The organism is Cupriavidus necator A5-1 (assembly GCF_000744095.1).
Classification (GTDB): domain Bacteria; phylum Pseudomonadota; class Gammaproteobacteria; order Burkholderiales; family Burkholderiaceae; genus Cupriavidus; species Cupriavidus necator_A.
On the sequence record NZ_JQLI01000001.1, the window covers coordinates 984,918 to 1,009,906 of the forward strand.

Below are 24,989 nucleotides of genomic sequence, written 5' to 3' on the forward strand. Positions count from 1 at the left end.
TTTGCATCTTGCTAACGTCGGCCAGGAACTCGCTCGTCGACCCAAATGACGCCGACGGTGATGGCGACTCCCTCGTCCGGTATCCAGTAACGCGGGGCTTCGCAGCGGTTTTGGACGCGTGCCAACTGCCACGCAAAGTCGCTCTGCTCTGGCACGCACCTGATCTGTCCGAGCGTGCCTTCCCTGAACCGGGCGCCGTGCGCCCGATGTAGCAAGGGAATTCTATTTCCTGGCAGGGCCCCCCTATGAAGAACTCATGCCTGCGGCGCAATCACCAATCCCGCGCCGGCATCGAATGGGTCAAAGCCCTCACCCATACCTTCGAACGTAGCGGAGCCGACCAATTTCGCCGTGAGGGCCATAACGCTCAGCGGAGCGACTTTCACGATTGCCTCCGCCCACAAAGCCGCGACGCCGGCTACATGTGGCGTGGCCATGCTTGTACCACTCATTTTGACCAGACCACCTCCGAGCTTTGCCGAGTCAATCCCAACCCCAGGTCCTGAGACGTTCGCTCCCGTATTAGAAAAGTCAGCGACCTCCAACCCACCGTCCCGCTCACCAAGCGCAGCCACCGAGATCATCCCCTCCGAAACGGCAGGAGGCGATACGGATATCTCGAAGCGCGGATCAACCTTGCGCTGACTTTCATTACCTGCCGCGGCAATCATTACCGTAGGGTGTGCTCGGGCTCTAATGAATGAGGCCAATCGCTCAAAAAGCATTACATTAGCTCTATATCCCTCGAGCGCCCGCGATGTAGCTATCGGAGGCGGATATCCCATATCCATCAGTTGCTGCTGATAGCTAGGGAAGTCAAGTCCCAGCGACATCGAGATGACATGAGCACCATTCTCTGCAGCCCACTGTATCGCACTAGCTATCGTTTCAGTGGATCCTCCGCGCCCACCACCAAGCACTTTACCAATCAGCGCCCGTTTGACACCAGGTGCCACCCCGATGCGCATCCCATCCACTGCGCGTCCGAAGATGGTTCCGGCACAATGCGTGCCATGGCCGTCGGTATCCTTGGCCGTGCCGTTGTCGCCCGTGAAATCTCGCTGGACCAATTCAACACCATCAAAGGCCGCATGGGATGCATCGATACCTGTATCCAGTACCGCCACGACTATGTCCTTGCCAGTGTACGGGGAGGTGTTCGCCTTTACAGCCTTCACTCCCCACGCCAACGTCGCCCCGCCTACTGGAATAGCGTCTTGAGGAGTCACATACGGCTCTATCAGGCTCATAGGCATCGCCGGAGCAATAGCTAGGACATCTGCATCCCTCGTGACGCTTGGAATGTCATTCCGGTGTAGTTCAGCTACCTCAACGCTCACTTCTCCACGAGGAAACATTACGTCCATTTGATTGGCGAACGCTCCTCTGAAAACATCGCGTGCTAGCATCCGGTTCCCGCGCAAAATCACGCATTTCTGCTTCATGTCATTCCCCCCTACCGCCTTGAATTCTCCCCTCCCCAAACTATGAAGCCCTTGAGCGGGAGTGGCCCATCCTACCCGCGCTCAAGAGCAACCAGATCAACAGCGGTTCTTACACTCTTCAACGCCTGCTTGAGCAACTGCCATACAAGCGGCCGCCGCTATTGGGTTGAGGCCGGCACAGGCCGCTGCGGCAGCAGCACCGGCAGCAACACAGGCAGCCTGACATGCCGGCTTAAGTATGTCACCTGGAAATCCGAGAGTCACCGCCTGCGGTTGAGCGTCCTTCGCGATAGTAGTGTCGGGAACGATCTTGTCCTCATGCGACATTACCTTCGCGGCCAGCATAATGCCTTCAATCTTTCCCTTGTCCTTTTCAGACACCTCCTCCCACAATTCTGATGAAACTTTTAGTTCTCGCATGATCATCTCCTTTGTTCAGTCCCTATCCGACATTGGCAAACGAAGTCTAGTAAAAAATTACGCATCTGCTAACAAACATTTGTTCCGCCAATAACAAATGACAGACGCATTTTCCCCTCACCTCCATTGCGAGGGGATCGAAACATGATGAAATTTCTTCCCACAATGAAACTCTCGTTTTCCTTGGCCATCGTTGATGGAGGAAGGCAAGAACAACAGTATTCACAAAAAGAAAAAAGTCAACGTTTAGATCCCTCCCCCATAGCAAGATTTATAGAATCTTGGCGACGTAATGTCGCATTCGGAATGAGCGCAGCACGCTTGCATGCGTTTCACGACATTTCAGGCGTCAAGGGCCTAACAACCGGGCTCCGATCGAATGTCCGTGAAACATACGACACCGAAATACCAAACCCAGCTCCGAACGGAACTTAATACGCGAGCGTCTTGGATTTAGTTGGGGTGCCGCAGACGAACGACAGCTATAACACCAGGATATTGTCACCCGACTGGGGGAGAGCCGTCTGATTGCGCTAGCAAGACGATCTCAGCGCACTCCAGTGCAGAACGCGATCCGGTATAGCACAGGGGAAGATCAATGGCAGCCACTGTTAGCGGCTGCTGCGTCGAACAGGCAGGTCTTTTTCTTTACACGCCTCTCTGCCACTAGAGCGCATACATTAGAAAATTGCGGAAGACAAACGATGGAGTCCACTGACGGTCGACCTGCCTGTGTCGGTGCGCCGAAACGCCGGCGCCCAAGCTGAAGGCCCATCCATTGATCAAACTGCCATGCGACCTGAGCACTAAAAGGGGGCATCAGCATGTGAGTTGTCTGTCCCAGATTAATATTCGCTTGGCTACGTAATACCGCTTTCGTAGCTTGGACGGCCGTGGCACTGATGTCGGTGAACTACCCTGGTCGCTTGGAGGATCAAATCGTATGGCGCTCGACACGGCCGGGTGCTGACGACGCCCGACAAGCACAACGTTATCGTACCTTATCGCCGCATCCCAGCAATGCCAGCGCCTCACGGGCGTCCCGACCCAGCGCGCTGCGGCTAACCGTGACTGGCCAGAGATGGCGGAATCGCAATGGCGGTAGCCGGCGGTCAGGGACAGTCGCAGCTCGGCAGTAGACAGCCGGCCGAGGACGGCTGCGAAAAAGCAGGGATTGAAAGGGACGCGCGGGCGGTGACGTACCTAACTCGGACTGACCGTGCCGTATGGCGGGGCCTATGCAACTGGTGCGCCGCTAGGCATTAATGAACGCCAACGGGGCTCTTCGACTCCACCGGGCCGGCCTTGGCCTTGGAGTTGGGGCGGACATTGGGACGCCGAAACCGAGGTTCGCCAAGCCCGACCGCACGTGGTCGAGGTGAAAGGCAATATGGGCGTTACGACCTTCACTAGGGTGCGCGACTGGCAGATACTTGTATGCATGGCCCATGGTTCGCAGTTCAAGGATCTCGCCGGCGAGATGCTCAGTGACTTCCATAATCATCCCTGGGCGGATTGACCGGCGTGCGCGGCTTCAATAGATCCCACGGCATCGCGCCCCAAGAAATGATTGTCACGTCGTTTGGCCTGTAATGGGGACGGGTGGCCTCCAGCAACGCCTCAAAGCCTTCCAGACACCCGTCGTAGCCTGCCCGCACCTTTCCGGTTGTCCTCTCTTCTGGCTCTCGGTAATCAGGATAAATGTTCACGAACAGGAGCGTGCCGAGTTCCCCGGACAGCAGGGGATTGGTTACGGCCACGAAGTAGCGCTCAGCGCGCCCGGGCAAAACTTCACGTATGCGATGCAGGCCATCTTGGCGCATGGGCCAGCTCAAGCTATGTGGCTCCAATACACGTTTGGGTACGATGGGATACCAGTCGTGTCCGACGATGACGACCAAGCGCCGGCCGGTCGCCTTCCCATACGTGCGGTGCAAAGCATGGTCGGTCCACGGACAGATGCCGAAACTGAAGCCGAGGTCATGGGTCTCGCACAAGGCGATCATGCGTGCGGCCAGTTCGGCTGCCGGCATGGGGTGATTCTTCCGCGCTTCGCCCTCAAGCTTCTCTACGGCCACGCTGAAGGCCTCGTACTCACTAAGCGTGGCCCGGTGAAAATCCGGGGTCAGGTAGCCCCACGGACGGGTTCTCCCGAAGTCCCAATAGCGGGCCAGTTCCGGCGTGATGCGCGGAAAGATCTCGCGATAAGCCTCAATGATCCTTTGGGCTTCCTGGCGGTCATAAGGATCGATGTCGGAGGGCGATTTACTTACCGGTGGGGCCATAGGAGTGTGCCATTCTTGTCCGAGCCGTAGCCCCTAGCAGGGTTCATCGTCCTGCCATTCTCGCAACCTTCTGGAGCGTTTCAGATTTTATTCTTTTTTGACCCACCTCACCCTTGAATGAGAAGTTTTCCTCGTCGAGAGAAGCACCAACGTCGTCAGGGCAGCCGTGGCCCGGCGGTACGCAGCCGCCCGAGGACGGCTGCTTCGGACAGACGATCGCCGACGTACGCGAGCGGACACTAACGGCTGTTCCGACCGAGATTCATGATGGCTACATGAAAAAATGTACAGCCAGCGTTATGATGGTGAGAATAATCTCGAAGGGGGTCCATTCAAGCATGCCACTGACTTACAAACAATATCAGGATGAGGTAACGCAGGACATTGCCAATGTCCTCAAGTTGGCCAGTTGTCAGCCAATTCTTTTCGTCGGATCGGGCTTTGCGAAACGCTATGCTCAGGGGCCCAACTGGTCAGAGCTGTTGACGCTACTTGCCAAGGACTGCCCGCTTATAGACAAGGACTTCGCTTACTACGAGCAGACCTATAATAAGGACTACGCGAAAATCGGGACCATCTTCACTGATGCGTATCGCGAGTGGGCATGGGGGAAGGGAAAGGGCAAGTTCCCTGCAGATTTCTTTGATGGCCAGTATAAAAGCGACATCTTCATCAAGCATGCGGTTAGCGAGCATCTGAAGAATCTCGGGCCGAAGAAGGGATCGTACGGAACTGCAGCGATGGATGCAGAAATTGAAGCCCTCAAGAAGATCAGTGCCCACTCAGTGATCACCACTAACTATGACACTCTTGTAGAGTCGATATTCCCGCAGTACGAGAGGGTTATCGGGCAGCAGATTCTGAGAAAGCCGTACCTTGCAATTGGCGAAGTGTTCAAAATTCATGGCTGTGTGACCGACGCACAATCAATCGTGATTAACGGGGCCGACTACGCTAGGTTTGAAGAGGACCACAAGTATCTGAGCGCTAAGTTGCTGACTTACTTTGTGGAACATCCTCTGATTTTCATCGGCTACCGCGCTGACGATCCGAATATCAAGAAGATTCTCTATGATGTAGACAAGATGGTTCGTATGGACCACAAGGGAGATTACGACCTCGTGCCGAACATCTACATACTTGAACGTGATGAAACGATAGGCGAGCTTTCCTATCCGGCGCGAGACAAGGGCATCACTGTTGCCAAGGACACCAACGTCCGTATCAAAAGCATCTCCGCATCGTCTTTCGAATGGGTGTACAAGGCTTTTGGCCAAGCCGGCAACCTTGAGAAGATCGATACGAAGCTCCTGCGCTCACTCATGGCGCGTTCGGTCGAGCTTGTGCGATCTAGTATCCCGAAGAAGCATGTGGAGATCGATTTCAAGACGCTGGAGCATGCCGTCAACTCTGGGGAAGAGTTTGCAAAGTTGTTTGGAGTTACGTCGCTGTCAGATCCATCACAGGTAAATCTGAGCTATAAGTACCTGCTCAGCGGTGTCGCGACAGCACTCGGACTAAAGAAGGGCTGGAACGATGCGCAGAAGCTGCTTACTATCCTCAAGGAGAACGACGACTTCGATATGAAGGCGTCAGACAACAAGTACCATATCTCGATTCCGTCCAGCAGAACTAACGTGATACATCGATATACAGAAGCGGCTGTCGATCTGCTTCGTAAGGTCCAGTCAGGTGAGCCGTACGTCATTGATCGCCAAGAGGTGAAGGTAGACGATGCAGCCAAGGGTGTGGCTGCTTGAGCGAAGGAACGGCGCAAGTGCGCCGTTCTTTATTGGGCTACTTGAAACGGGGCAAAACCACTCACAAATCCTGTGGGTTGTCATCTCGCTCTTCCCCCCAATACCACGCGTCCGAGCCGGAGCCGTTGGACTGATCGTGATTGAGCGCATGTTGCTGCTCCCATAGGTGTTTTCCCTTACCCCTTGTAGACGAGAAGGCGTTACTGAAACTGGCATACACTTACCGCCTCATTTTTATCAGTTTAACAACGCCGTGAGTGACAAAAACAAACCGTCTCGACCGACGCAGGTTCCGAATAAGCCTCTACCTTCCAGGCCAAGCCGGCAGATTAATGAGTCCACGGGCGACAGTTGGGAACGGAAAGGGGGATTTGTGAGGCCACGCGACAGTTGGGCGCCCCCGCCGCCCATGCCGAAGAAGAGCAAGTAATGGCTTGGACCGAGGAGGACGTCTGGAATAAGCGGCACGACCTTTTGCGATGGTGTCGCCTGTCCCGCGCCTATCATCAGAAGCGGGAGCGCTTCTTCGACATCCTGGACAACTCCACAAAGGCGCTTTCGGTGCTTGGCGCGACAGCGATCTATCCCAAGGTAGTGCCGCCGGGATATCAGGCATACATAGCAGCCATTGTAGCGATCACATCCACACTGAGTCTTGTGCTCGGCTACGCAAAGCGTTCGCGGGCGCATGCGGACTTGGCGAAGACCTTTGTTGACATCGAGAGTCGCATCATTGCAAAGGGCATCTTCGATGACGCAGTGGCCGATGCATTCGAAGCGGAGATTGTAAAAGCGGAAGGTAGCGAGCCGAGAGCGTTGGGCGCACTAGTTCGTATCTGCCAAAACGAAATTCTGGCTGCAGAAGGCAACGGCTCTGCCATTAGGCCTTTGCGGGTCCATCAGAGGTTGTTCGCGCATTTCTATGACTTCGACCTATCGGACGACAAGAAAAAGCGCTATTCATTGCCGACGGTTCTGCTAGTTGCCACCGCTGCAGCCGCCGGCTTCATGGCTCAACAAGTGCTTCCCAAGTAGTTCTACGGGAATGGGTTGTCCAATCCCGTAGTGTTGCGGTCCCCCTCCATTTACCAGCAGCGATCCGCTGCCCCGAGCGTCCTTACCATCCACCATGGCGTTACCCGCAGCTTCCTGCGGCCCCACCGGACTGAGCTGATGGATGCCGAGCCGGCGCCGGGCCTCGCGAGAACCGCATGACGAGCAGATACTTACCACCTGGCCGCTGTATCTACTGCGATGCGCCAGAAAATTTGACCCGAGAGCACATTATTCCGGCCGGCCTGGGCGGCAACTGGGTCTTGCCCGAGGCGAGCTGCAGAAGATGCGCCGCAAAGACAAGCGCTGCAGAGCTCCACGTCATGCGCGTCATGCTTGGCGATTTTCGAGCAACGGCCGGTGTTGGGTCGAGTCGTCGCAAGAAGCCGATGACACGGGATGCGATACGAGTTGCAGACGAAAGCTCAGCGCCCATGGGAACTGGTCGGCGGACCGGACCCAAGTGTCTCGGTTCCGCCGGTCCCGGGATCGCAGCATATCGTCAGCCTGTATGGCTGTGACGACGGCTACATCGTGGCGCGAGTTCATCTTTTTGCTGCTATTGGGATGCAGCCGTATGACGCGGTCGTGGGGCGCCACAGATAGAGACGTCCTGCCAATGCGCCAGCCTCCTCCAACACACGCCTAGAATTGCGCTGCAACTCCCCTTTTTAACAACGTAGCCACCATATGGGGCCAGATTCTACATCGACATCTCTGCGAACATCTGCACTCGCTTGGTCTTGAATTTGTTTGGCGCATAGTCGTTAAGCCATTCATGCGGCGTTTCCTTGAGAAACTGAGGAGCCTGATCGGGAGTTCGCGACTGCCTGTAGCGCATGCGGGAGGTCAACTGAACGACCGAGCGATAGTAGTAGTGGAAAAAGAGGCGATTAAATTCGGTGAAGTAGATGTCGGCTACGCGCCGGTCACCGCGGATGATCATCATGTTCTCGTCATTGCCGCGCGTCGATGCGTCCGAAAAATTAGCAGAGCCGGTGACCACAATGGGGTCGTCACCGATCGGATCGACCAGCATGAACTTGGAATGAATATACGCGACGTGCTGGTTCATATCCAACAAGCGCGTATTGGTTTCCTTGGCGAACTGATAGACCGGATCCTCAAGGTAAGCGCCAAACGCCTTATAGACGTTGTTCTTTGAGTTTATTGGCGTCCAGTCCTCATTATTCTTGCTATTCGGATTTGGGCCATCTTCCTTCTCTATAAGTAGAAGGGTGAGCGGTCCGTCCACATCGTGCTGTAGCAGCGCCTCGCGGAATTCCTTGCCAACACCAAATGCGAGTGTGACGCAGGCATGGGACCGCGACTCCGACAACATCGACACATAACGCTGCAGCATCTTCAAGCCGCGGCGTGGACTAAAGATCGGCGTGATGCCCGGTGCGATGTCGGCGTCGTCGACAAATGTCGGACTCAGCTCCTCGATGCTCGAAGTGAACGCCTGGTTGTCCGCCCTGCCGTCGGGCGAGCTACCATTTAGGGCGCCGGGGTCCGATTCGAGAATCAACCAATAGGCGCGAAACGCTTCGGCGGTGGCGCGGTCACGCACCCAGTGGCCGACATTCGTTTGTCCGTGAATACCTCCCATGGAGAGATTCGTCGATCCTGTCCAAACCGCCTCGGCATACGACTTTCCTTTGCGGCGTAACACCATGAACTTATTGTGCTGGATGTCGTTTGGCCGCATTTGGCGGAGGTGGTAGTGCTTCTTCGGTATCTTCACCTCTTTTAGCATCGCCAGATTCTCCGTGCGGGGAAAGGCTTTATGAAAGACGCCTTTCTTATCCGTATAGGAGTTGTCCTTGGCATCAACAATCAGGCGCAAGTGAACGCCTGCTCTGGCGGCATTAGCGAGAGCCTCCGCAACCGGCTGATATCGGAACTCGTAAAAGCAGCCCAGAAGCTCGTCTCCTGGCCGTGCCTGATTGATGAACTTGAGAAGCGCCTCGTCAAGTTCTCGACTCAGCCAGTCCAGCGCACGCTGGCGCTCCTTCGAATCCTCGATTTTGGTGGGCGGCAGGTTGCGAAATTCCCGGGCGTAGGCCTGGCTGCTAGCGGCTCCGCGATTAAAGAAGATGTCGTGCGTGCCTTTTGTAAAGAGCTCCTCCGTGGTGACTTCGATAGCAATAGGCGTAGCGGTGCGATCGAGTTTCTTCGGCGTGCCGCGAAGAGGGTGGAATAGATAGGTGTAGCGCCCGCCGGGCTTCGCCGTGAAATCGTCCCAGACGAAACTTTGAATTGGGTGGTCGTAAGTAGATACGCGTGTGGTCTCGTCCGGATTCGGCAGGACTGACGGGAATACTTTCATGCCTGTCATGAAATACTGCTCATTCTCCTTGTGATCGATGCGTTCGACACCGAATCCCAGAAGCCCCGTGCGAGCAGCGTTTGTTGCCGTGATACCGAATGACACCGTATTGACCCCAGCAACCGCGAACACCTGAAAGCCCTCTTCCTTCCTTGATTTGAATCGCATCGCACCTCTCCCGGTAGTTGGTGTGACACGATTTGTAGTTGGTAAGCTGCCAAGTACGCGATGCAACTAAGGCAGGGTGTTGTCGCGAAGCGACAGGGAGTCGCGAAATTGTAGACGTGGCATTCACTATCACAGCCGGCAGCGGCAACGTGAGGCCCACTTCCTCGGTGCCCTGCATCACGGCAATCAGCTCGCCCTCCTGCGAATAGGCGCGCAGATACAGGTCAGCCCCATAGAAGCCGTCGAAGGGTTCGCCCTCGCCCTCATGCAGCGCCGTGGCCTGTGCCAGCGCGTCGCACAGTCGTTCGGCCGTGATCGGCCCCTTGATCCTCGCCCGCATGTGTCGCGCCTCGTTGTGTCATACATGCGGGCGCATCCTAGCGCGAATCGGGCGCGAATTACCTCCCAACGCGTGGGCCAAGAAGCAGTGTGCGATTAGCGGCCGGGGAGCTGGTATGCGGCGCCCGAATAGCCAGCGATCCCCCGCCAGGCAATAAGCTCATGCCGACGCAATCTACGCGGTTGCTTCCCTCGGGGCCATGCAAGATAAGGGAATACGCTATCACTAGGGATACAGATCGGAAGCCTGGGATAACAGGCGGGGGTTATCCAGCGCGGAAAAATTCCCTACTCTGCCCCGCATTGACCGCCCGCCGCAGCCAGTCGGGCATGTCGCCCTGCCCGTCCCAACTCTGCCCCGCGGCGTTGCGGTAGCACACCACGGGCGCGGGTGCGGGTGGCGGCGGCGGTGGCGGCGGATCGAAGCACCCGGCCGCTGCCAGCTCCTCCATGGTCAGCCCGTAGTCGGCCATCTCCGCCTGGATCCAGCGGATCGCCGCCGCCCGCTCAGTTTTTGCTGTCATTGCTGTGGTCACTGCTGTCGCTGCCGTCTTCCGGGGGGGAGGCCGGCCGTCGGCGCGCCCTCGCCCTGCTTGTTGTCGTCCTGCTTGTCGTCCTGCGCCCCTGACCAAGATACGCCCTTATGCGCTGCAGAGCATAAGGGCGTATCTTGGTCGTAGGCCTCGACATCCCGCTAGCCGCTTCCCTTATCCCCGGCACATGCGCAGACCTGGGCACCCGTCAGGCCGATCCGGCTGATCGTCCCGTACGGACCAGGCGGAAGCTCTGACGCCATTGCCCGCGTCATCGCGGCCGCGATGTCGAAAGGCCTGGGTGGTGGATAACAAGGGCAGTGGCCAGGGTGTTATCGCCATGCAGGAGACCGCGCGCGCCGCGCCTGACGGATACACGCTGGTGCTCGGTCACGTTGGCACGCTTGCCGTTAGTGCCGATGGTGTTCGCGGTGGGGCCTACCGTTCATAGCGATTCCATCAAGGCATTCATCGCTCAGGCCAGGGCGAAGCCTGGCGCCATGACCTACGGTTCGGCGGGCAACGGAAGCGCTGGCAATGTTGCCTTCGAGATGCTCAAGCAGACCGCGCATATCGTTAGCAAAGCCGCACCGCACGGTCGTGCTCATGGCGGAAACTTCCGAACGGCGTCAGGTGCCCTCGATCACCTGGCGAGCGGTCCAGGTGGGGGCGGCTCCCGATGAGAGAGCAAAACGACAAACCCGCCGACTGGCGGGTTTTTTTCGCTGGCACTATGCAATGCCCGCGAACGGCCTTAAGCTCAGGAAAGACTCTGGTCTGCCAGGACCGGAGCCTTCCCCTCTGCGCTGTTACGTCAGCAGCCAGAACTTCACCAGATGGGTAATGCAGTAGATAAGACCCACGGCGTGATAAGCCACCTCCAGGTGGTGATTGAAGTCAGTCATTTAATATTTCCTGTAAGGGTTTTTTGATCAGTCCGGATTCCCCCCGGACTGGTCGCATTATATTGGCAAGCCTGGCGCGCCGCTAGAGTTGCGAAAACCGCAACACCAGTCCTGGCAAGGGTTTTCGGGTTTTCGATGCTGAATCACGAAGCGAAATCGAAACGAAATTAATTAGCCGATATATGGATAGCCTTTAGTTTCTGCGCGCATATTCATCGGACGGGTACGACGATTTTTCGTTATGCCACAAGGGATTTTTGCCTTTCTGCTGTCTTGGCGACGCGGCGTTAGGTTTTAGGGTGTCTTAGGTCGCCTGTCCGCGCGAACATCCCAACGACGACCACAGCGCGCGACCGGCCCGCCCCTCACCGCGTTGTCGTTTTCGCGCAACAGACCACGGCACCACGACAAGCGTCGCAGGCCGCTCATGCACACCGCCAGCCCATCATCCGCGGATCCACGTAGGCTAGGCGAATGCGCGATCGCGTCGAGCGCGGCGGCCGCCCACCACGTATCTGCAGCATGGCCCCCCGGAGATGGCCAGGCGCGCGCGCAGGCGCTCGTAGACGGCCGGCTCCAGGTTGACGCACCCGTTAGTCACCCGACGGCGATCGAGCGGCGGCCGCGCGTAGAGCTGCTCCCGGACGCCCTTCCGTCCTGGTCAACCGCTACCAGGCCGGTGAGGGTTTGCCAGCGGCGAACGATGACGTCAACGTAGCGCGGATCCAACTCCACCAGGCGCGCTTGCATGCCCTGGCGCTCTGCCGCGATCAGCGTCGAGCCGGATCCGCCGAACGCGTCGACCACCACCGCATAAGGCCGCGCCGACATCGAGAGGTGCCGCTCGACCAGGGACACCGGCTTCATGGTCGGATGGCGGCGCGGTCGTTCCACGAACGAAGCGTTGGCGACCACCTTGGCTTTGCCGTCGACCACCAGCAACGAGTCGCCCCACGCGATCGCCCATCGACCATCCTCGAGCTGCTCGATACCGCGCCCCTTGGCCCAGGCCTCGACCGTGCTCTGCTTGCGACCCCCGTAGAAGCGATGCGCGGCGCCAGGCTTCCACCCGTACAGGATCGGTTCATGGATCCACTGGTAGTCCGAGTGGCCGAGCACCAGCGAGTCCTTACGCCAGATCAGGCAGGATGCGAGCTTTAGCCCTGACTCGGTAAACGCGCACCTGAACGCGAGGCCTTCCGTGTCGGCATGCGCGACATAAATCGCGGCGCCAGGCTTCATCACCGCGACCAGGCGCTCGAACGCCGCCGCCAGGAACTCGGCAAAGGGCCCGGGCCGACATCGCGTCGTTATGAATCTTCCCCGCCATGCCCTCGTAGTCGACGTTGTAGGGCGGGTCGGTCCAGACCACGCCGCATAGGCACCGTCCACCAGGCGGGCCCACAACGCCGCGTCGTGCGCGCTTCCGCAAGCGACGCGGTGCTGGCCGAGCGTCCAGATCTGTCCAGGTCGTGTCACCGGCTCGGCCGGGAGCGGCAGTGTTTCGTCCGGATCCGCACCGCGTGCAGCAGCAGCTCCCCGATCTCCTTGTCCGAGAAGCCGGTCAGCAGCTTATCGAATCCGAGCGCCTGCAGCTCGGCCAGTTCCTCGGCCAGCAGCTCGCGGTTCCACCCGCCGTTTTCCGAGAGCTTGTTGTCCGCGATGACATAAGCGCGGACCATCTCCGGCGACCAGCCCTCGGCCACCAGGACAGGGACGTCCTCGAAGCCGGCCTTCGGCGCAGCGAGCAGGCGCCTATGCCCGGCGATGACCGCGCCGTCTTCCGTCGCCAGGACCAGGGATAGTCCAGCCCCAAGTGGGCATCGACGCCGCCAGCTGCGCGACCTGGGTCGGCGAGTGAGTGCGCGGGTTGCGCGCGAAGGGTTTGAAGCGCGTCAGCGGCCATTTCTCCAGGTGATCAGCGGGATTTGCTTCGCCATCGCCGGAACGCCCAGGGCTACGGGCAGGGCATTTTGCCGCGAGCGAAAGGCATGGGAAAGAGTTGGGTCTTCTCTTACCAAGTGGCGCGGTAAAATCCGCCGGCCAACATAACCAGATACTCCGATGACCTTAGCCGCCAAAGTGCATGAGCTTGTAGCGCTGATTCCTTTCAAGGACATCCTTGTCAATGCGATAGGCGGATTCTTAGGAGGGCTTGCGCTCTTGTGGATTGCGGTGGGCTCTCGCGGAATCCGATCTCTTAGATCAAAGCTGGAAAGGCCAAGCCTGCGTATTGAGCGACGGATGACGCCGGAAAACATCTTTACGGGAATCGAGCTTGGTGCTCCTGCAGAGTGGGTACAGCAGCAACTAGGTGCGCCAACGAGGGTGGGAGATAAGTGGTGGGGATACAGATTCTCGGACTCTCTGGTCTCATTGAGCTTTAGCTCGAGTAACTCGGTGGAAACCATCGCTGTCGCACTGACCGACGACAAAACGACATTTGAGTTTCCAGCTTGGCACTTTGACTGTCCGCGACTCGGGAAGATGACACTTAAAGATCTACTCGCTGCGGAGCACCTTTCGATGGAGTTTCACGATTCGCTTCGCCACAGCGAACTGATGGTTACCGGAAGGGAGGGGCCGAGAGGCGCCTGGCATTACATCGCCTTCGGGGCATTAGACCCTCATTTTCCGGGCCCACTGCTTCCTGCTGAGTTCGTATGGGACAAGGAAAAGGAAGTACTCATCAGTGATCCACACAACGTCAAGATCAACTGGGCGGCAGTGTCCAGCACCTCTGACATTGGAGTGTTTCCCTGGGATTTTGGCATTGCGGTGGGTTGAACCCGGAAGGAGCGGAATCCCCGGTCGCTTTCTTGCGCCGCGAAAAATGAATCTTCCAGCCGGCTTACGGACCCCTCGGCCCGTAGTTTTGACCCACTCCCCTGGTGCATTTCTCATCACTAGCGATCGGAGTGCCTTCTTCGGCGCCCATACGCAGCACCTCCAGTTCCATGCCGTCCTCCAGGAGCAGGGGTGATCGCCCTTTTGCTGAAAATTGATACGGTCGCGCTCACAAATTTCTTGTAAATCAACGACTTGCGAAAGAGTCGACCTTCTCGATAAAAGGGAAGTCGAAAAAGCCTTGCTGCGAGAGGCTTTCCGGACAGTCACCGTATCAATCTGCAGCAAAAGGACGATCACCCCGCTTCGTGGCGCGCTGTCGCCAGCTCCGCGCGCAGCTCTTCGCGGTTGCGCTCGCTCTTCTGGCGTGCAGTGCGCTCCTGATCCAGTTCGCGCAGGGCTCGTCGCTCGCTGGCCTCGGCCCGCTCCTGGGCAATCTTCACCTGTTCGCGGGCGCGCTCCAGCTCGGTCGAGAATTGGGTACGCAGCTCCGTCAGCTGGCGGCCCGCCGCCTCCAGTTCCGCCCTGCCTGCCTCGAGCCGGGCCTGGGTGGCGGCGTGCGCCTGGCGCTCGGCGGCGAGCTCCGCCTGGCTTTCCGCGAGCGATTGACGCGCTTCATCGAGCTGCGCCGCGATCGCCGCGGTGTCCTCGCGGGCGGCCGCAGTCTCGGAGCGCGCCGCATCGCGCTCCGCTTCCGCGGCGCTGGCCGCCGCGCGCGCCTCGGCGCGCAGCTGATCCCAACACACTCATGCGTGTTGCAAGCATCACCTTGAGAAATCGTGCACGATCAGCACCAACCTTCCCGAAAATTACCGCTTACTTCCCGAAAACGGTCCAATCGCTTCCCGTTCTTCCTCGGGTTAATTAACAAGATCGGGACTAGCGAGCATTGAGGCGCTTGGACAAAATGAGGCCACGACATCTCCACTGAGGTCCGCCATGTCAACACCACTCAACTCCCTGACCCACCACGCAACGGCTAGGGCTCAACAGCGTGGCTTACCGCCGCTCATCATGGATTGGCTGGATACGTACGGTGCGCGTACATTGGGCGGGGGTGGCGCTGAGATCATCTACTTCGACAAGGCGAGTCGGCAGAAGCTCGAGCGCGATGTAGGCGCGCAGGTCGTAGATCGCCTGCGCCCGCTACTCGATGCGTACTTGGTGATGTCCGGCGATGGAGCGGTGATCACAGTTGGTTGGCGCTTCAAGCGAGTGTTGCAGCATTGACTTGAAAAAGAGCACTGACTTAAGAATGGGAACACTGGGGAGATCATCATGGCAAGCAAGAAATCAACGTCGCGCATACCTTCAGCTGCATTGGGACAGAAAGAGGATCCAGCACATGTCTGTCAACAAGCGATGCGCAGGATGCAACTCGCCCACCGTTGGAAGTCGGCAGACGGGCGAAGTGCGTGGAGCGAGTTAATTCGTATGGCGTATGGGGACAACAAGGGACGCGACCCCAGAAAACTCAACCCCGAAGACCGCATCATCCTGGCCCGTCGACTGCACGACTTCCTCGAGGAAGTCGCACCTCGCCTGAAAGAGCGAGGTATTTCCAGAGGCGAGTTGTGCCGAAGGGCCGGATTTTGCGGACGACGGCACTCTGACGAGAAATTCTACGACGACGCCAAGGAGTTGTACCGGCTCACATTGCCGCCCGATACAAATGCACGCAAGCGCGGCATTCGGAGCGGCGCAGAGCGATATCTAAGACTAATAGAAGTTCTGGCAGCCGAGCTCGACCACCTAAGCGTGCATCGCGTGGCGGATAGGCTTCTGCGCGGTACGAGCCTGCACCCTTTGAGCAAAACCGAGAAGGAATGGTCCGACCTGGAAAAGGTGCAAAGTTATTTGCAGCGAATCGTCGACGAACTGGATCAGGAGTTCGACCTGCTCAACTTGTACCGCCGTACCGCTGAGTTGAAATGCAGTTGGATCAATGAAGGCAGCAAACTGTGTTGGCCACTGTGGGACCTAGATCCGTTCGACTGGGTTACGAGCGCCTCCAGCCCCGAAGACATTCGGGAATTTCGCGCGCAGCGCACCGCGGCGGCAGATCTCAGCCAGGCCTACTACCGTCGGCATCAATACTTTGGCCGCCGCAGATGCGAGGGCGAATGGTGGTTGTACGGCTTTGAGACCGGCGCCCTACAAAACGACGAATTCTTCTTCGTACCGCATGCACCTCTAGGGCATGTCCTGATTTGGGATCTTCCTGACCGGCGGGCCGATCCCACGGACTACGACCTCAAGGTCAGACATGAATTGCGGCATTTCAGAAGCAATCCAGACTGGCTGGCCCTACCGAGAGACGATTGGGATCCAGAAAAGGCCTGTCCTACCGGCCAAACCGAAGGCAAGTCGGGCAACCCAATGTTTCAGTATCACTTCTGGGTGTTGGCCTACCCCCATCCAGACGGGCAGCGGTTGGTCCCCGCGCTCTATCAGCCCGGGGAGGAAGGTGGTGCCTATCTGCTGCCCTTGGATATGGAAGGCATGGAGATGATGTCGGACGCAGTCTGGGTATCCATGACCGAGCAGTGCAGTGTGGCTGAGCGTCTGAAGACATTGCTAGCGGAGCGGGGCGACGATGGGCTGAACCCGATCAAACGGAATATGCGACGCACCGCTGAATGGATTGCTCACAACCCGATATTGAAACTGCAACGGGAGTGCGAAGAGCGTAGTCGACGACTGGATGAGGAGTTTCGCGCAGAAGGTTGACCCGCGCCGTTCAAGCTTCACGCAAGCAGTCAAAGGAATCGCCCTATCAACTAGGAACTAGCATGAATCCTTCTTTCTTCCGTCTGAATTATGCGGATCCGAACGATCTAAATGAAGGTCGGCCGGGATTCGCAAATATGTGAAGCTTAAGATATTCACGAATCCCGGCCAGCCCTCATGTTGCCACTGACTGGACCAGCGCCAGTCCGGGCCGCGGGCCCGACGGGACTCACAGCCCTCGCAGAAGCTGTCCTTGGAGCCCGCCCCAGGGATTGGCGAGCTAAAAATCTCGTCGAGCCTCCACCCTCCCGCCGTATGGCCCCTTTTCAGACAATGCAGCAGCTTTGCAACCAGCCGACGGCAACCCAACTAATTGGGCAGGCACCCCGAGCGCGCGTCCAGGCACCATGAGAAGTGATTCACAGTCCTTGACCACCCGCTCTCCGGGTTGTAGTCGAAGCAGCCCCTGATTGGGCGAGCTGCGGCAACGCGCTCGAGCAGCTGATGCCGCGCGCATAAAAGCCACGTTCTTTATTACTTCCGGGAATATGTGTCATTTCCGACTATCCCGGCCATGACCCCCTTGGTCCCTTGGTTCGTTCCCAGCTATCAACCATTTGGTGTATAGCTTGCATCACCACGACTGCCTGCCTAGTCTAGGAGCATGCTCGAAGCCCGCTTCCTGAGCGAGGTCCAGATTGACAAGGGGAAGCAATGAAAAAACGTACCCTCAAAGAATTGCAGGAAAGTCTTCGCGAGGTCCCGCAAGAGGAGCTATTGGCATTATTCGACTCGCTGTATTCACGAGCAACAACTGAAATAGCACAAGGAAAACAATATTCCCCAAAAGAAATCCGCCAGATCAATAAGGCTCGAAAATCAATCCAACGCTTTAAGGAGAGATCTAAGTGAGCTGGTAAAGCATAACTCTTACTCACTTCTTTGGGGGCAGAAATGCGATTTTTTAGAGGGCCAGAAGGCAAATCCTTGGAAGATTCCTCGTATGAGGGCGTCGACACGTACGACTTCTCGATGAACGATGAGGCGTGGACAGGGACCATGACAATCCGCATCAATATCGCGAAGGACAAGAGTGCTGAAAGGCAATCTGCCTTATACGTCGCGATTGATGAAGCCGACGTCTTGATGCTCCACAAGATGCTTCTAAGAGGTTTGAGAGAAAAAGTCGCGATGCTTGAGGGAGATGAGAGGCACCTACAAATAGCACAAAAAAAGGCCTCCCGTCGCCGTAAGGCGGTAGCCCCCGAGTGCGTCGACATCAGCGGAGATTATGCGAGACAAACTGACAGCTCTTCTAAGAAATTGGCGATGAATGCCCCGGCAGCGGAGTGGCCGTTCCCAACCGGCTCTCGTCCTTGACTCGGCGCTAAGCCGAGCAAGCCTTGCTGGCAGCATTGGGAAGACATCACATCATGATCAAGCTGGCCCGTATGATCCTAGCCCTGATCCTAGGCATGGCCGCATTCCTCTACGCGTTGTATCGCATCGTGATTGGCGACGATGCCGCCGGCCTCCTCATAATGCTTTGTACCCTGATGGGCGCCCGCGCCTTGGCTGGCCCCCCTTATTGACAAAGGTCGGAGGTAGTCTCCGGCTCCAAGTGGAGCCCGATGTGCTCCCCTCCAGTGAGATGGCGCACAAGTTGCGCATCATAATCTCTTGTCGGTGTCACGCTACCGAGCGCGACTGGCCCGGCAGTCCACTAGCATGCTGCTGAAATAGCGCTTTCCACGTTACCTCGCGCGGCGCACCCGCTTATCATCAAGTAACTGATTCCGAACGGTTTTCAGGACTGAAACGCCAGATTTTGCATCAAAAGTACGATGACCCGCATTGATCAAGCCGGTCGCGAATGGTCGGGTCGACAGAGACCGGTATGCCTGGACGCTACCCGCGTTGCGCTCCGGCCGCCGTGTCCAAAAACTCGCGCAAAGATTGGGCTCACGCCTGCTGCGCCAAGGTCAAAATAAAACCACCGTCTGAACTCAGTCGCCAGGCGTTGAATAAATGCGAGCTAGCCGCTGAAGAAGCTGATGTCTGAGTTGACTTGCCCGTTTACCGTAGTGAGCCTCGCGGTGGTCATTAGGACAGAGTGCTACAACATTGTGCACATTGTCTTTCCCCTCCTCACATAGCGGGATGACGTGATGTGTTTCCAGAAACAAGGCTCCCGTAGGCAATACGAAACCGCGAACTCCGCATAACTCGCAGGATCCACCTGCACGGCGCAAGACAGCGTCGCGCACCGGCCGGCTCCTCTCGTATTCAGAACGAGTAACCTCCCGCCTGTTTGCGCCTATGTCGTTCAGAATCGTGTACTGGTCCACATAGCTTTGCGATTGCTGAGCAAAATCATGAACCGCATCCGACTCGGCAGCAGCCATTTCCCCTGCTTCGTCCTGCCCTGCCTCCGCAACGTCCGCATCCTCAGCTTGCGCTGCCTGAACCTCTTCTGCCTCAATGTCCGCTGCAGCATCGATGGTGGCTCCAGACTCCGTCGACTCCGCCGAAATGAAACTGTCGAGGCGTCGAACACAAACAGTACCTGTTTTGACATCGTAGGAGTCGACGAGCCAACTATTGCTGTCCAAGGAGCGAAGTGCGACGGTAGAGGAATCCCGACCTAGCGATTCCGCCGGCCTACGTTGACCATCAACCACAATGACGCGGATCGGCAGCTTGTGGTCCCATGCGCGATATAGCTTTGCGTTGAGGTCCTTGGCTCTTTCACCCTGGCTGCGAGCTCGCAGGCGATTCTCCGGTTCCTCCTCATCATCCTCTGTGACTTCTTCGAGCCGCTCAGCAAGGGCAAGAATATTTTGCTCGACAACAATGCTCCCGTCCTTGATGGCCATGGACGCGTACCAAAAGCAGACGGCAATCGGTTCCCCGACTTCCCCGAAAGCCCAGTCATAGCAGTACGCAGGATTGCTTCGCGGTCGCTTTGCCGGCGTCCCGTCTTGCTTGGTGAACCACGGTTTTGTGCTAATTCCTGCCTTCGCTACCAGGTCTATCACGGCACTGCTTGAAGAAGGCCTTAGAGCGGCTAACGTTGCTCGGAGCATGCTCGAAGCCCGGCGTTTCTCGAGATCAGCCAGCTCTTCTCTGGTCAGATAGCCCTTGCGAAGCCGCTGACAGCCCTTCAGGAATTCATTCGCTTCGTTGAATGTTAGGCCGAATATTGGCCAATCACTTCCATACTTGTGCTCGTTGCACTCGCGCGAGTGGCGCTCCCTCTGACCGTCCAGCCAGCCAATGACATATCCAATATCATAATTTTCTGTTAGTCGATTTTCGCAAACGGCGATTTCAACATCATTATTCTTCGCATTACGCGACCAGTACACAGCGGCAATCTGCATTCGGTCTCTGACAATACGAAATCCATGCACGAGATCCGCCTTAATCTGGCCCCCGAACGCGAGAAGTGCGGCGTCCTCTAATTCACCTCTGGTCAACATCCCTTTCCGACCCATATTTTCCTTTGTATTACTTCGCCCGAGGGTTACTACACCAAATTATTTTGAAACGGCCTAGGCTTAGACTTATGCGGACGACGGCGCTTTTCGATTACCCGGGACTCACATAAAGACGCCGATGCGCTCAACCGTTCGAGAGGTTCGCCCCAGCTCGCAGCAAGGCTTTGTGGGCTGCCCGCACGTAGTGCGGAGGCGTTGTTGAAAGTCATTGATCCATATTGATTTTCTTGAGCCAAAGGCGCCAAATTTCGCACCAAAAGTACGATCACCCCTAGAAATGATAGCTGATAGCGTTTTCGGCCTCAGACACCAACTTCCGCCGGAACATGTCATCAACCAACCTGGCCAACTGATCCTTCGTGAGCTTGTTGCCGAACAGGGTACTCACATGCTTGGTCAGAGTGGCTCTCTTTCTGGCCTAGGACCAAGATACGCCCAATCCGCTATCATAAGCCGTTCAGTTATGATGAGTCCGTCTAACTGAGCATTTTCGATATAAGGCGAGCGCTCGAGGCGCGGCGAGCTGTCACGCGTCGCTGGAAGGTCGGAGAAATTCTAGTGGGCGCAGCGCGTGCACAGCGCGTTGGAGCACCCGTATCAAGTCTTCCAGTTCCTCCACAATGGTCTCGGCCTGCTCGACCAACGCTGGATTCGTTGCTCCCGAGACGAGACTGGCACCATTGATAACTGTATGGGCCATGCCATGTAACTGGAGTAAGTCGTCGCGAATGCCTGCTGGCTCGCTGACTCGGGTTCGTATCGTATCGACGAGGTCCACAATGCGCAGGATCTCGCTGGTGTCAAAACTGTCCTGCAGGCGATGCAAGGCATCGGTGTCAACCGGGCCATAAGGGGTCTGGGTGTTAGGCATGGCGTGGTTTCCGAACGGAGAATGCGGGGGCAGCGAAAAGACTGTCGCGGATCCAGGCCTCCGGAGTCCGCTCAAGGTTTAGCTTGTAGTCGCCAAAGCGCTTGATGTTGCTGGTGAGATATGGGCTGAGGAAGCTGATGTCGTCTACGTCGACCTTGATACCGTCCTTCTCCATGGCACGAAGCGCCTGCATCATGTCGGCGGTGTTCTGAAGGATCACTGCGGACGCGATCAGATCGTTGTAGCGCAATCGCTTTTGCTGCTCGTCGGGATCGTTCACAGGCAGCACATCGCCGCCAAACGAGAACCACTTGGCAAAGCCATTGTAGGACTCGATTTTGTTGGTCGTCGCTGTGATTTCCTGGCGCAGTTCGCGGCTGCCGATCCACTCCAGCAGAAACACGGTGCGAACAACCTTACCCAGTTCCCGGGCGGCCAGAAGGAGGCGATTCTTACGACTATCCGATCCCAAGCGGCGAAGCAGTAGGGGAGAGGATATGGTTCCGGCCTGGATCGACAAAGCGACCTGCATCAGGTCCTGCCAGTGAAGGGTGATCAGGTCCCAATCCACCACGCCCGAAAATAGCCGCTCAATATGACGATACTTGGAGGTGGGATCGGCTCGGTAAAGTTTCAGATCCTGCCAGTTACGAATCCGCGGCATCAGGTTGATGCCAAGCAGGTAGGTAAAGGCAAAAACGGCAGCTGACTGGCCCTGGGTGTCGGCATGCACCGTGTCTGCCTCCACGCTCAAGCCTGCCTTGAGCAAGCCCTCGATGACGTAGACAGCCTCCCACACGCCGGGCGGGATGAAGTCATCTCCTTATACAGAAGTAGTACCGTGTCCGCAGCGGCGGCATGGAGCATGCGGCCGCGGAAATTTCGAGGTAAGGGGTTGTTAACTTCGCCAGACTCGCGTTTACTCTCGGATTTTCGGGCAGCAATGGGCAACGAATCGGGGGCATGGGTGGACGAGGAATTTGAGAGTCTGGATCTTGGTGATCCGCGGCGGGATCGGCGCGCCAAGGAATTGCTCAAACGGTTTGCGGCCCTGCCTACGGCCAGCATTCCCGGCGCATGCGATGACTGGTCGCAAACCATTGCGGCGTATCGGTTTCTCGGCAATGAGCAGATCGATTGGCGGGACGTGATGCGGCCGCATTGGGAACGCACGGCGGACAGAGTCGCGCAGTTTCCGGTGGTGCTGTGTATCGCTGATACGACCGAGCTGAACTTCAATGGTCAGGAAATAGAGGGGCTGGGGCCGCTGAGCTACGAAGCCCAGCGAGGCATGTTCTTGCATCCGACCTACGCGGTGACGCCTGACCGTGAACCGCTGGGGGTGATCGATGCCTGGATGTGGGCTCGGGAATCAAAGGACGCCGACGGCAACCGCGGCGGGATCAAGGAAAGCGTACGCTGGACTGAAGGGTATGAACGCGTTGCGGAGCAAGCCGCGCTGTTGCCCCGGACACGGTTGGTGTATGTGACGGACCGCGAGGGTGATATTGCCGAGTTGATGGCGCGCGCCCAGGAACTGGGCCAACCGGCCGACTGGTTGATCCGCAGCCAACACAACCGCAACCTTGCTGAGGGCGGCAAGTTGTGGGATAGCGTCGACGCCAGCCCGGTACTCGGGGAAATCACGTTTATCTTGCCAGGGCGTGCAGGCCAGAAGGCGCGCGAGGTTCAACAGGAGCTACGCGCACAACGTGTGAAGCTACCCGGCCTGGATGGCCCGACTCTCACCTGTGTAGAGGCCAGGGAGATCGGAGCGCCCGCAGGCGTCAAGCCAGTGGTGTGGCGGCTGTTGACGAACCGAGAAGCACAGGATGCCGATGCGGTCATCGAGCTGGTTGAATGGTATCGGGCCAGGTGGGAGATCGGTGTGTCCAGATAAGGACACGTTATCCAGTCGGTGTAAGTCCGACCGAGGCAAAAGACTCAAGCCTCGTAGCTTGGGAGGCGTCATGGCGCGAAAGCAAGATGACGGAGCCCTCCGACAGTATGCTCAGAAAGGAGTGTATGCAACGCACCAGGTTGCAACGTGCAGTGAACGCAGATGTAGCCTCGTCACACGAAAACCCGGTGGCTGAGACGGTCGATAACGCGCGAAAGCAGCAAGAGTTGTCCGAAACGAGTCCGATGCGGCAACTCTCACCGGCGGGGTATCAGCGGCGACATGGTGTGAAGGATAACGTGGAAACTGGAGAAGCCCTCGGCACCCGGCGGAGAAATCCCGTCGAGGAGATGTCCGCTATAACCGCGAGTGGGAAATGCGGGCATAGGTGCCAGGGTGACGGATCGGGTCGTAGTACTGTCGATGGGCGTGCAGCAAAACGCGCCCGGAGGGAAGGGCCCGGACCGGTGAGTACTCCGCCCAACAAGGTGAGGCAGGGATGAAATGACAAAGGCATCCGGCAGTCTGCAGGAACTGAGAAGGCGGATATATCGCAAGGCGAAGTCTGACAAGACTCATCGCTTCTGGGGGCTCTTCGTACATATTGCGAAGAGTGAAACCCTCGACGAGGCCTACCGTATCGCCAAGAGGAACGGCGGTGCGCCGGGAATCGATGATCTGAGTTTTGAAGACATCGAGGCATCGGGACGTACTGTATTCCTTGCGGAGATTCAGGCAGACCTCAAAACAGGCAGGTATGAACCCAAGCCGAACCGCAGGGTAGAGATCCCGAAGAGCAATGGCAAGGTCCGCGTTCTCCAGGTTCCTTGCATCCGCGACCGCGTGGTGCAGGGGGCGCTGAAACTGATCCTCGAAGCGGTATTCGAGGCGGACTTCTGCCCGAACTCCTACGGGTTCCGACCGAAGCGGTCCCCACACCGCGCGCTGGCGGAAGTCAGACGCAGTGTGCTGCGGCGCATGTCGACGGTGGTTGATGTGGATTTGTCGCGCTACTTTGACACAATTCAACATTCAACCCTGTTGGGCAAGATCGCGAAGCGCATTCAGGATCCTCAGGTCATGCACTTGGTCAAGCAGGTTATCAAAGCAGCGGGCAAAGTTGGGGTACCGCAAGGTGGCCCATTTAGCCCACTCGCTGCGAACATCTACTTGAATGAGATTGACTGGATGTTCGATGAGATTCGACGCAAGACGGCACAGGGCCCTTACGAGGCAGTGAACTATCACCGGTTTGCTGACGACATTGTCATCACCGTCAGTGGCCACCACACCAAACGCGGCTGGGCTGAACGTGCCCTGCAGCGTTTGCGGGAACAACTCGTGCCGCTAGGCGTCGAGTTGAACACGGAGAAAACCATTGTGGTGGATACATTGAAGGAGGACGCCTTTGGGTTTCTGGGATTCGACCTGCGTCGCGTGCGCAAACGAGCGGGGAACGGGTACTTCGTCCTGATGACCCCCAAGAAGAAGGCTCGCCAAGCCATCAAGGCGAGGATCCGCGACATCATCCGGCATGGAGGCTCGACCCCGGCCGTGAAGCTGGTCGCGAAACTCAACGCTGCGGTGGCGGGATGGGTCAACTACTTCCGGGTCGGCAACGCCAGTCGCGCCTTCAGCGAGGTGCGCGACTATCTGGAAATGAAGGTTCGAACCCTGCTAACGCGGCGCAAGCGACGCCAGAAGACGAGCATCGGGTGGCGACGATGGAGTAACGAGTACCTCTACGGAGTCCTGGGACTGTTCTGGGACTGGAAGACGCGCCCGCTGTCGGGCGCGGAGGGGTTCGCGTGAAAGTGGTCGCCACACCGATAGGACTCATAACCCTTGCGATGAATCTCACTGGGTGAGCTGCTTGAGGGAAAACCTCACGAGCAGTTCTT

General features: G+C 57.5%; 22 protein-coding genes and 3 pseudogenes. 14 read left to right on the forward strand and 11 right to left on the reverse strand.

The window, feature by feature from the left end:
* Nucleotides 1-254: 254 nt before the first annotated feature.
* Together K307_RS04455 and K307_RS47475 are read right to left on the reverse strand one after the other, a co-directional pair.
* Nucleotides 255-1,445, reverse strand: a complete 1,191-nt coding sequence (locus tag K307_RS04455; RefSeq protein WP_042876577.1) for a S8 family peptidase — start codon at nt 1,443-1,445, stop codon at nt 255-257.
* Between the two features lie 96 nt (nt 1,446-1,541).
* A complete protein-coding gene (locus K307_RS47475) occupies nt 1,542-1,865 on the reverse strand; it encodes a hypothetical protein (protein WP_155301070.1) in 324 nt (107 codons plus the stop codon).
* A 144-nt stretch (nt 1,866-2,009) separates the two neighbouring features.
* Here K307_RS47475 and K307_RS47480 point away from each other — a divergent pair, with 144 nt between their 5' ends.
* On the forward strand, nt 2,010-2,300 hold the full coding sequence (locus tag K307_RS47480) for a hypothetical protein (protein WP_155301071.1): 291 nt from the start codon (nt 2,010-2,012) through the stop codon (nt 2,298-2,300).
* A 1,049-nt stretch (nt 2,301-3,349) separates the two neighbouring features.
* Here K307_RS47480 and K307_RS04460 read toward each other — a convergent pair.
* Entirely contained in the window at nt 3,350-4,150 is an 801-nt protein-coding gene (locus K307_RS04460) for a hypothetical protein (RefSeq protein WP_042876579.1), read from the reverse strand.
* 113 nt (nt 4,151-4,263) lie between these two features.
* On the opposite strand from K307_RS04460, the gene K307_RS04465 reads away from it, so the two are divergent.
* The 3 genes from K307_RS04465 to K307_RS50905 all read left to right on the forward strand — a co-directional run bounded on the left by K307_RS04465 (nt 4,264) and on the right by K307_RS50905 (nt 7,484).
* On the forward strand, nt 4,264-5,910 hold the full coding sequence (locus tag K307_RS04465) for an SIR2 family protein (protein WP_230625471.1): 1,647 nt from the start codon (nt 4,264-4,266) through the stop codon (nt 5,908-5,910).
* 429 nt (nt 5,911-6,339) lie between these two features.
* Nucleotides 6,340-6,945 (forward strand): hypothetical protein, encoded by a 606-nt coding sequence (locus tag K307_RS04470; RefSeq protein WP_155301072.1) that lies wholly within the window; start codon nt 6,340-6,342, stop codon nt 6,943-6,945.
* A 176-nt stretch (nt 6,946-7,121) separates the two neighbouring features.
* Entirely contained in the window at nt 7,122-7,484 is a 363-nt protein-coding gene (locus K307_RS50905) for an HNH endonuclease (protein ID WP_080744877.1), read from the forward strand.
* Nucleotides 7,485-7,666: 182 nt separating this feature from the next.
* Here K307_RS50905 and K307_RS04475 read toward each other — a convergent pair whose 3' ends face one another.
* A complete protein-coding gene (locus K307_RS04475) occupies nt 7,667-9,463 on the reverse strand; it encodes a phospholipase D-like domain-containing protein (RefSeq protein WP_042876584.1) in 1,797 nt (598 codons plus the stop codon).
* Between the two features lie 605 nt (nt 9,464-10,068).
* The gene (locus K307_RS04480) at nt 10,069-10,326 is read right to left on the reverse strand and encodes an H-NS family nucleoid-associated regulatory protein (RefSeq protein ID WP_042876585.1); all 258 of its coding nucleotides are present in this window, start codon (nt 10,324-10,326) and stop codon (nt 10,069-10,071) included.
* A 349-nt stretch (nt 10,327-10,675) separates the two neighbouring features.
* Here K307_RS04480 and K307_RS50285 point away from each other — a divergent pair, with 349 nt between their 5' ends.
* Both K307_RS50285 and K307_RS49120 read left to right on the forward strand, forming a co-directional pair.
* Nucleotides 10,676-10,786, forward strand: coding sequence for a hypothetical protein (locus tag K307_RS50285; RefSeq protein WP_268989205.1), 111 nt, complete (start codon nt 10,676-10,678; stop codon nt 10,784-10,786).
* A complete protein-coding gene (locus K307_RS49120) occupies nt 10,755-11,018 on the forward strand; it encodes a tripartite tricarboxylate transporter substrate-binding protein (RefSeq protein WP_268989173.1) in 264 nt (87 codons plus the stop codon). The genes K307_RS50285 and K307_RS49120 overlap by 32 nt, the downstream gene beginning before the upstream one ends.
* A gap of 819 nt (nt 11,019-11,837) precedes the next feature.
* Here the strand turns inward: K307_RS49120 and K307_RS45555 are convergent.
* The gene (locus K307_RS45555) at nt 11,838-12,719 is read right to left on the reverse strand and encodes a DNA-methyltransferase (RefSeq protein WP_329955790.1); all 882 of its coding nucleotides are present in this window, start codon (nt 12,717-12,719) and stop codon (nt 11,838-11,840) included.
* Nucleotides 12,716-12,946 carry a hypothetical protein gene (locus K307_RS45560; RefSeq protein ID WP_051974650.1) on the reverse strand — a complete coding sequence of 77 codons (231 nt, stop codon included), beginning with the start codon at nt 12,944-12,946 and terminating at the stop codon, nt 12,716-12,718. The genes K307_RS45555 and K307_RS45560 overlap by 4 nt, the downstream gene beginning before the upstream one ends.
* Nucleotides 12,947-13,304: 358 nt before the next feature.
* On the opposite strand from K307_RS45560, the gene K307_RS04490 reads away from it, so the two are divergent.
* Entirely contained in the window at nt 13,305-14,027 is a 723-nt protein-coding gene (locus K307_RS04490; protein ID WP_042876588.1) for a hypothetical protein, read from the forward strand.
* A gap of 362 nt (nt 14,028-14,389) precedes the next feature.
* Here the strand turns inward: K307_RS04490 and K307_RS04495 are convergent.
* Nucleotides 14,390-14,818: pseudogene (locus tag K307_RS04495) on the reverse strand (KfrA protein); the annotation flags it as partial.
* 208 nt (nt 14,819-15,026) lie between these two features.
* Between K307_RS04495 and K307_RS04500 the strand changes: the two are divergent.
* The 5 genes from K307_RS04500 (at nt 15,027) to K307_RS47490 (ending at nt 18,409) form a co-directional block, all read left to right on the forward strand.
* Nucleotides 15,027-15,317, forward strand: coding sequence for a hypothetical protein (locus K307_RS04500; RefSeq protein WP_042876590.1), 291 nt, complete (start codon nt 15,027-15,029; stop codon nt 15,315-15,317).
* Nucleotides 15,318-15,365: 48 nt separating this feature from the next.
* Nucleotides 15,366-16,817, forward strand: coding sequence for a hypothetical protein (locus K307_RS04505; protein ID WP_155301073.1), 1,452 nt, complete (start codon nt 15,366-15,368; stop codon nt 16,815-16,817).
* Between the two features lie 714 nt (nt 16,818-17,531).
* Nucleotides 17,532-17,729, forward strand: a complete 198-nt coding sequence (locus K307_RS47485; RefSeq protein ID WP_155301074.1) for a hypothetical protein — start codon at nt 17,532-17,534, stop codon at nt 17,727-17,729.
* A 147-nt stretch (nt 17,730-17,876) separates the two neighbouring features.
* Complete coding sequence (locus K307_RS04510; protein ID WP_155301075.1) at nt 17,877-18,197, forward strand: hypothetical protein; 321 nt, start codon at nt 17,877-17,879, stop codon at nt 18,195-18,197.
* A 53-nt stretch (nt 18,198-18,250) separates the two neighbouring features.
* Nucleotides 18,251-18,409 (forward strand): hypothetical protein, encoded by a 159-nt coding sequence (locus K307_RS47490; RefSeq protein WP_155301076.1) that lies wholly within the window; start codon nt 18,251-18,253, stop codon nt 18,407-18,409.
* A gap of 414 nt (nt 18,410-18,823) precedes the next feature.
* Here the strand turns inward: K307_RS47490 and K307_RS44200 are convergent, their stop codons facing one another.
* The 3 genes and pseudogenes from K307_RS44200 to K307_RS04525 all read right to left on the reverse strand — a co-directional run.
* Nucleotides 18,824-20,200 (reverse strand): HNH endonuclease, encoded by a 1,377-nt coding sequence (locus K307_RS44200; RefSeq protein ID WP_196251522.1) that lies wholly within the window; start codon nt 20,198-20,200, stop codon nt 18,824-18,826.
* A 643-nt stretch (nt 20,201-20,843) separates the two neighbouring features.
* Nucleotides 20,844-21,188: a Tn3 family transposase post-transcriptional regulator TnpC gene (gene tnpC, locus K307_RS04520; protein ID WP_042876596.1), complete on the reverse strand. Its 345-nt coding sequence runs from the start codon at nt 21,186-21,188 to the stop codon at nt 20,844-20,846.
* A pseudogene (locus K307_RS04525) lies at nt 21,181-22,002 on the reverse strand (Tn3 family transposase); the annotation flags it as partial. The gene tnpC and the pseudogene K307_RS04525, both read right to left, overlap by 8 nt.
* Nucleotides 22,003-22,131: 129 nt before the next feature.
* Between K307_RS04525 and K307_RS04530 the strand changes: the two are divergent.
* Nucleotides 22,132-23,073: pseudogene (locus K307_RS04530) on the forward strand (IS4 family transposase); the annotation flags it as partial.
* Between the two features lie 519 nt (nt 23,074-23,592).
* On the forward strand, nt 23,593-24,900 hold the full coding sequence (gene ltrA, locus K307_RS04535) for a group II intron reverse transcriptase/maturase (RefSeq protein ID WP_042876603.1): 1,308 nt from the start codon (nt 23,593-23,595) through the stop codon (nt 24,898-24,900).
* The last annotated feature ends 89 nt before the right edge of the window (nt 24,901-24,989 follow it).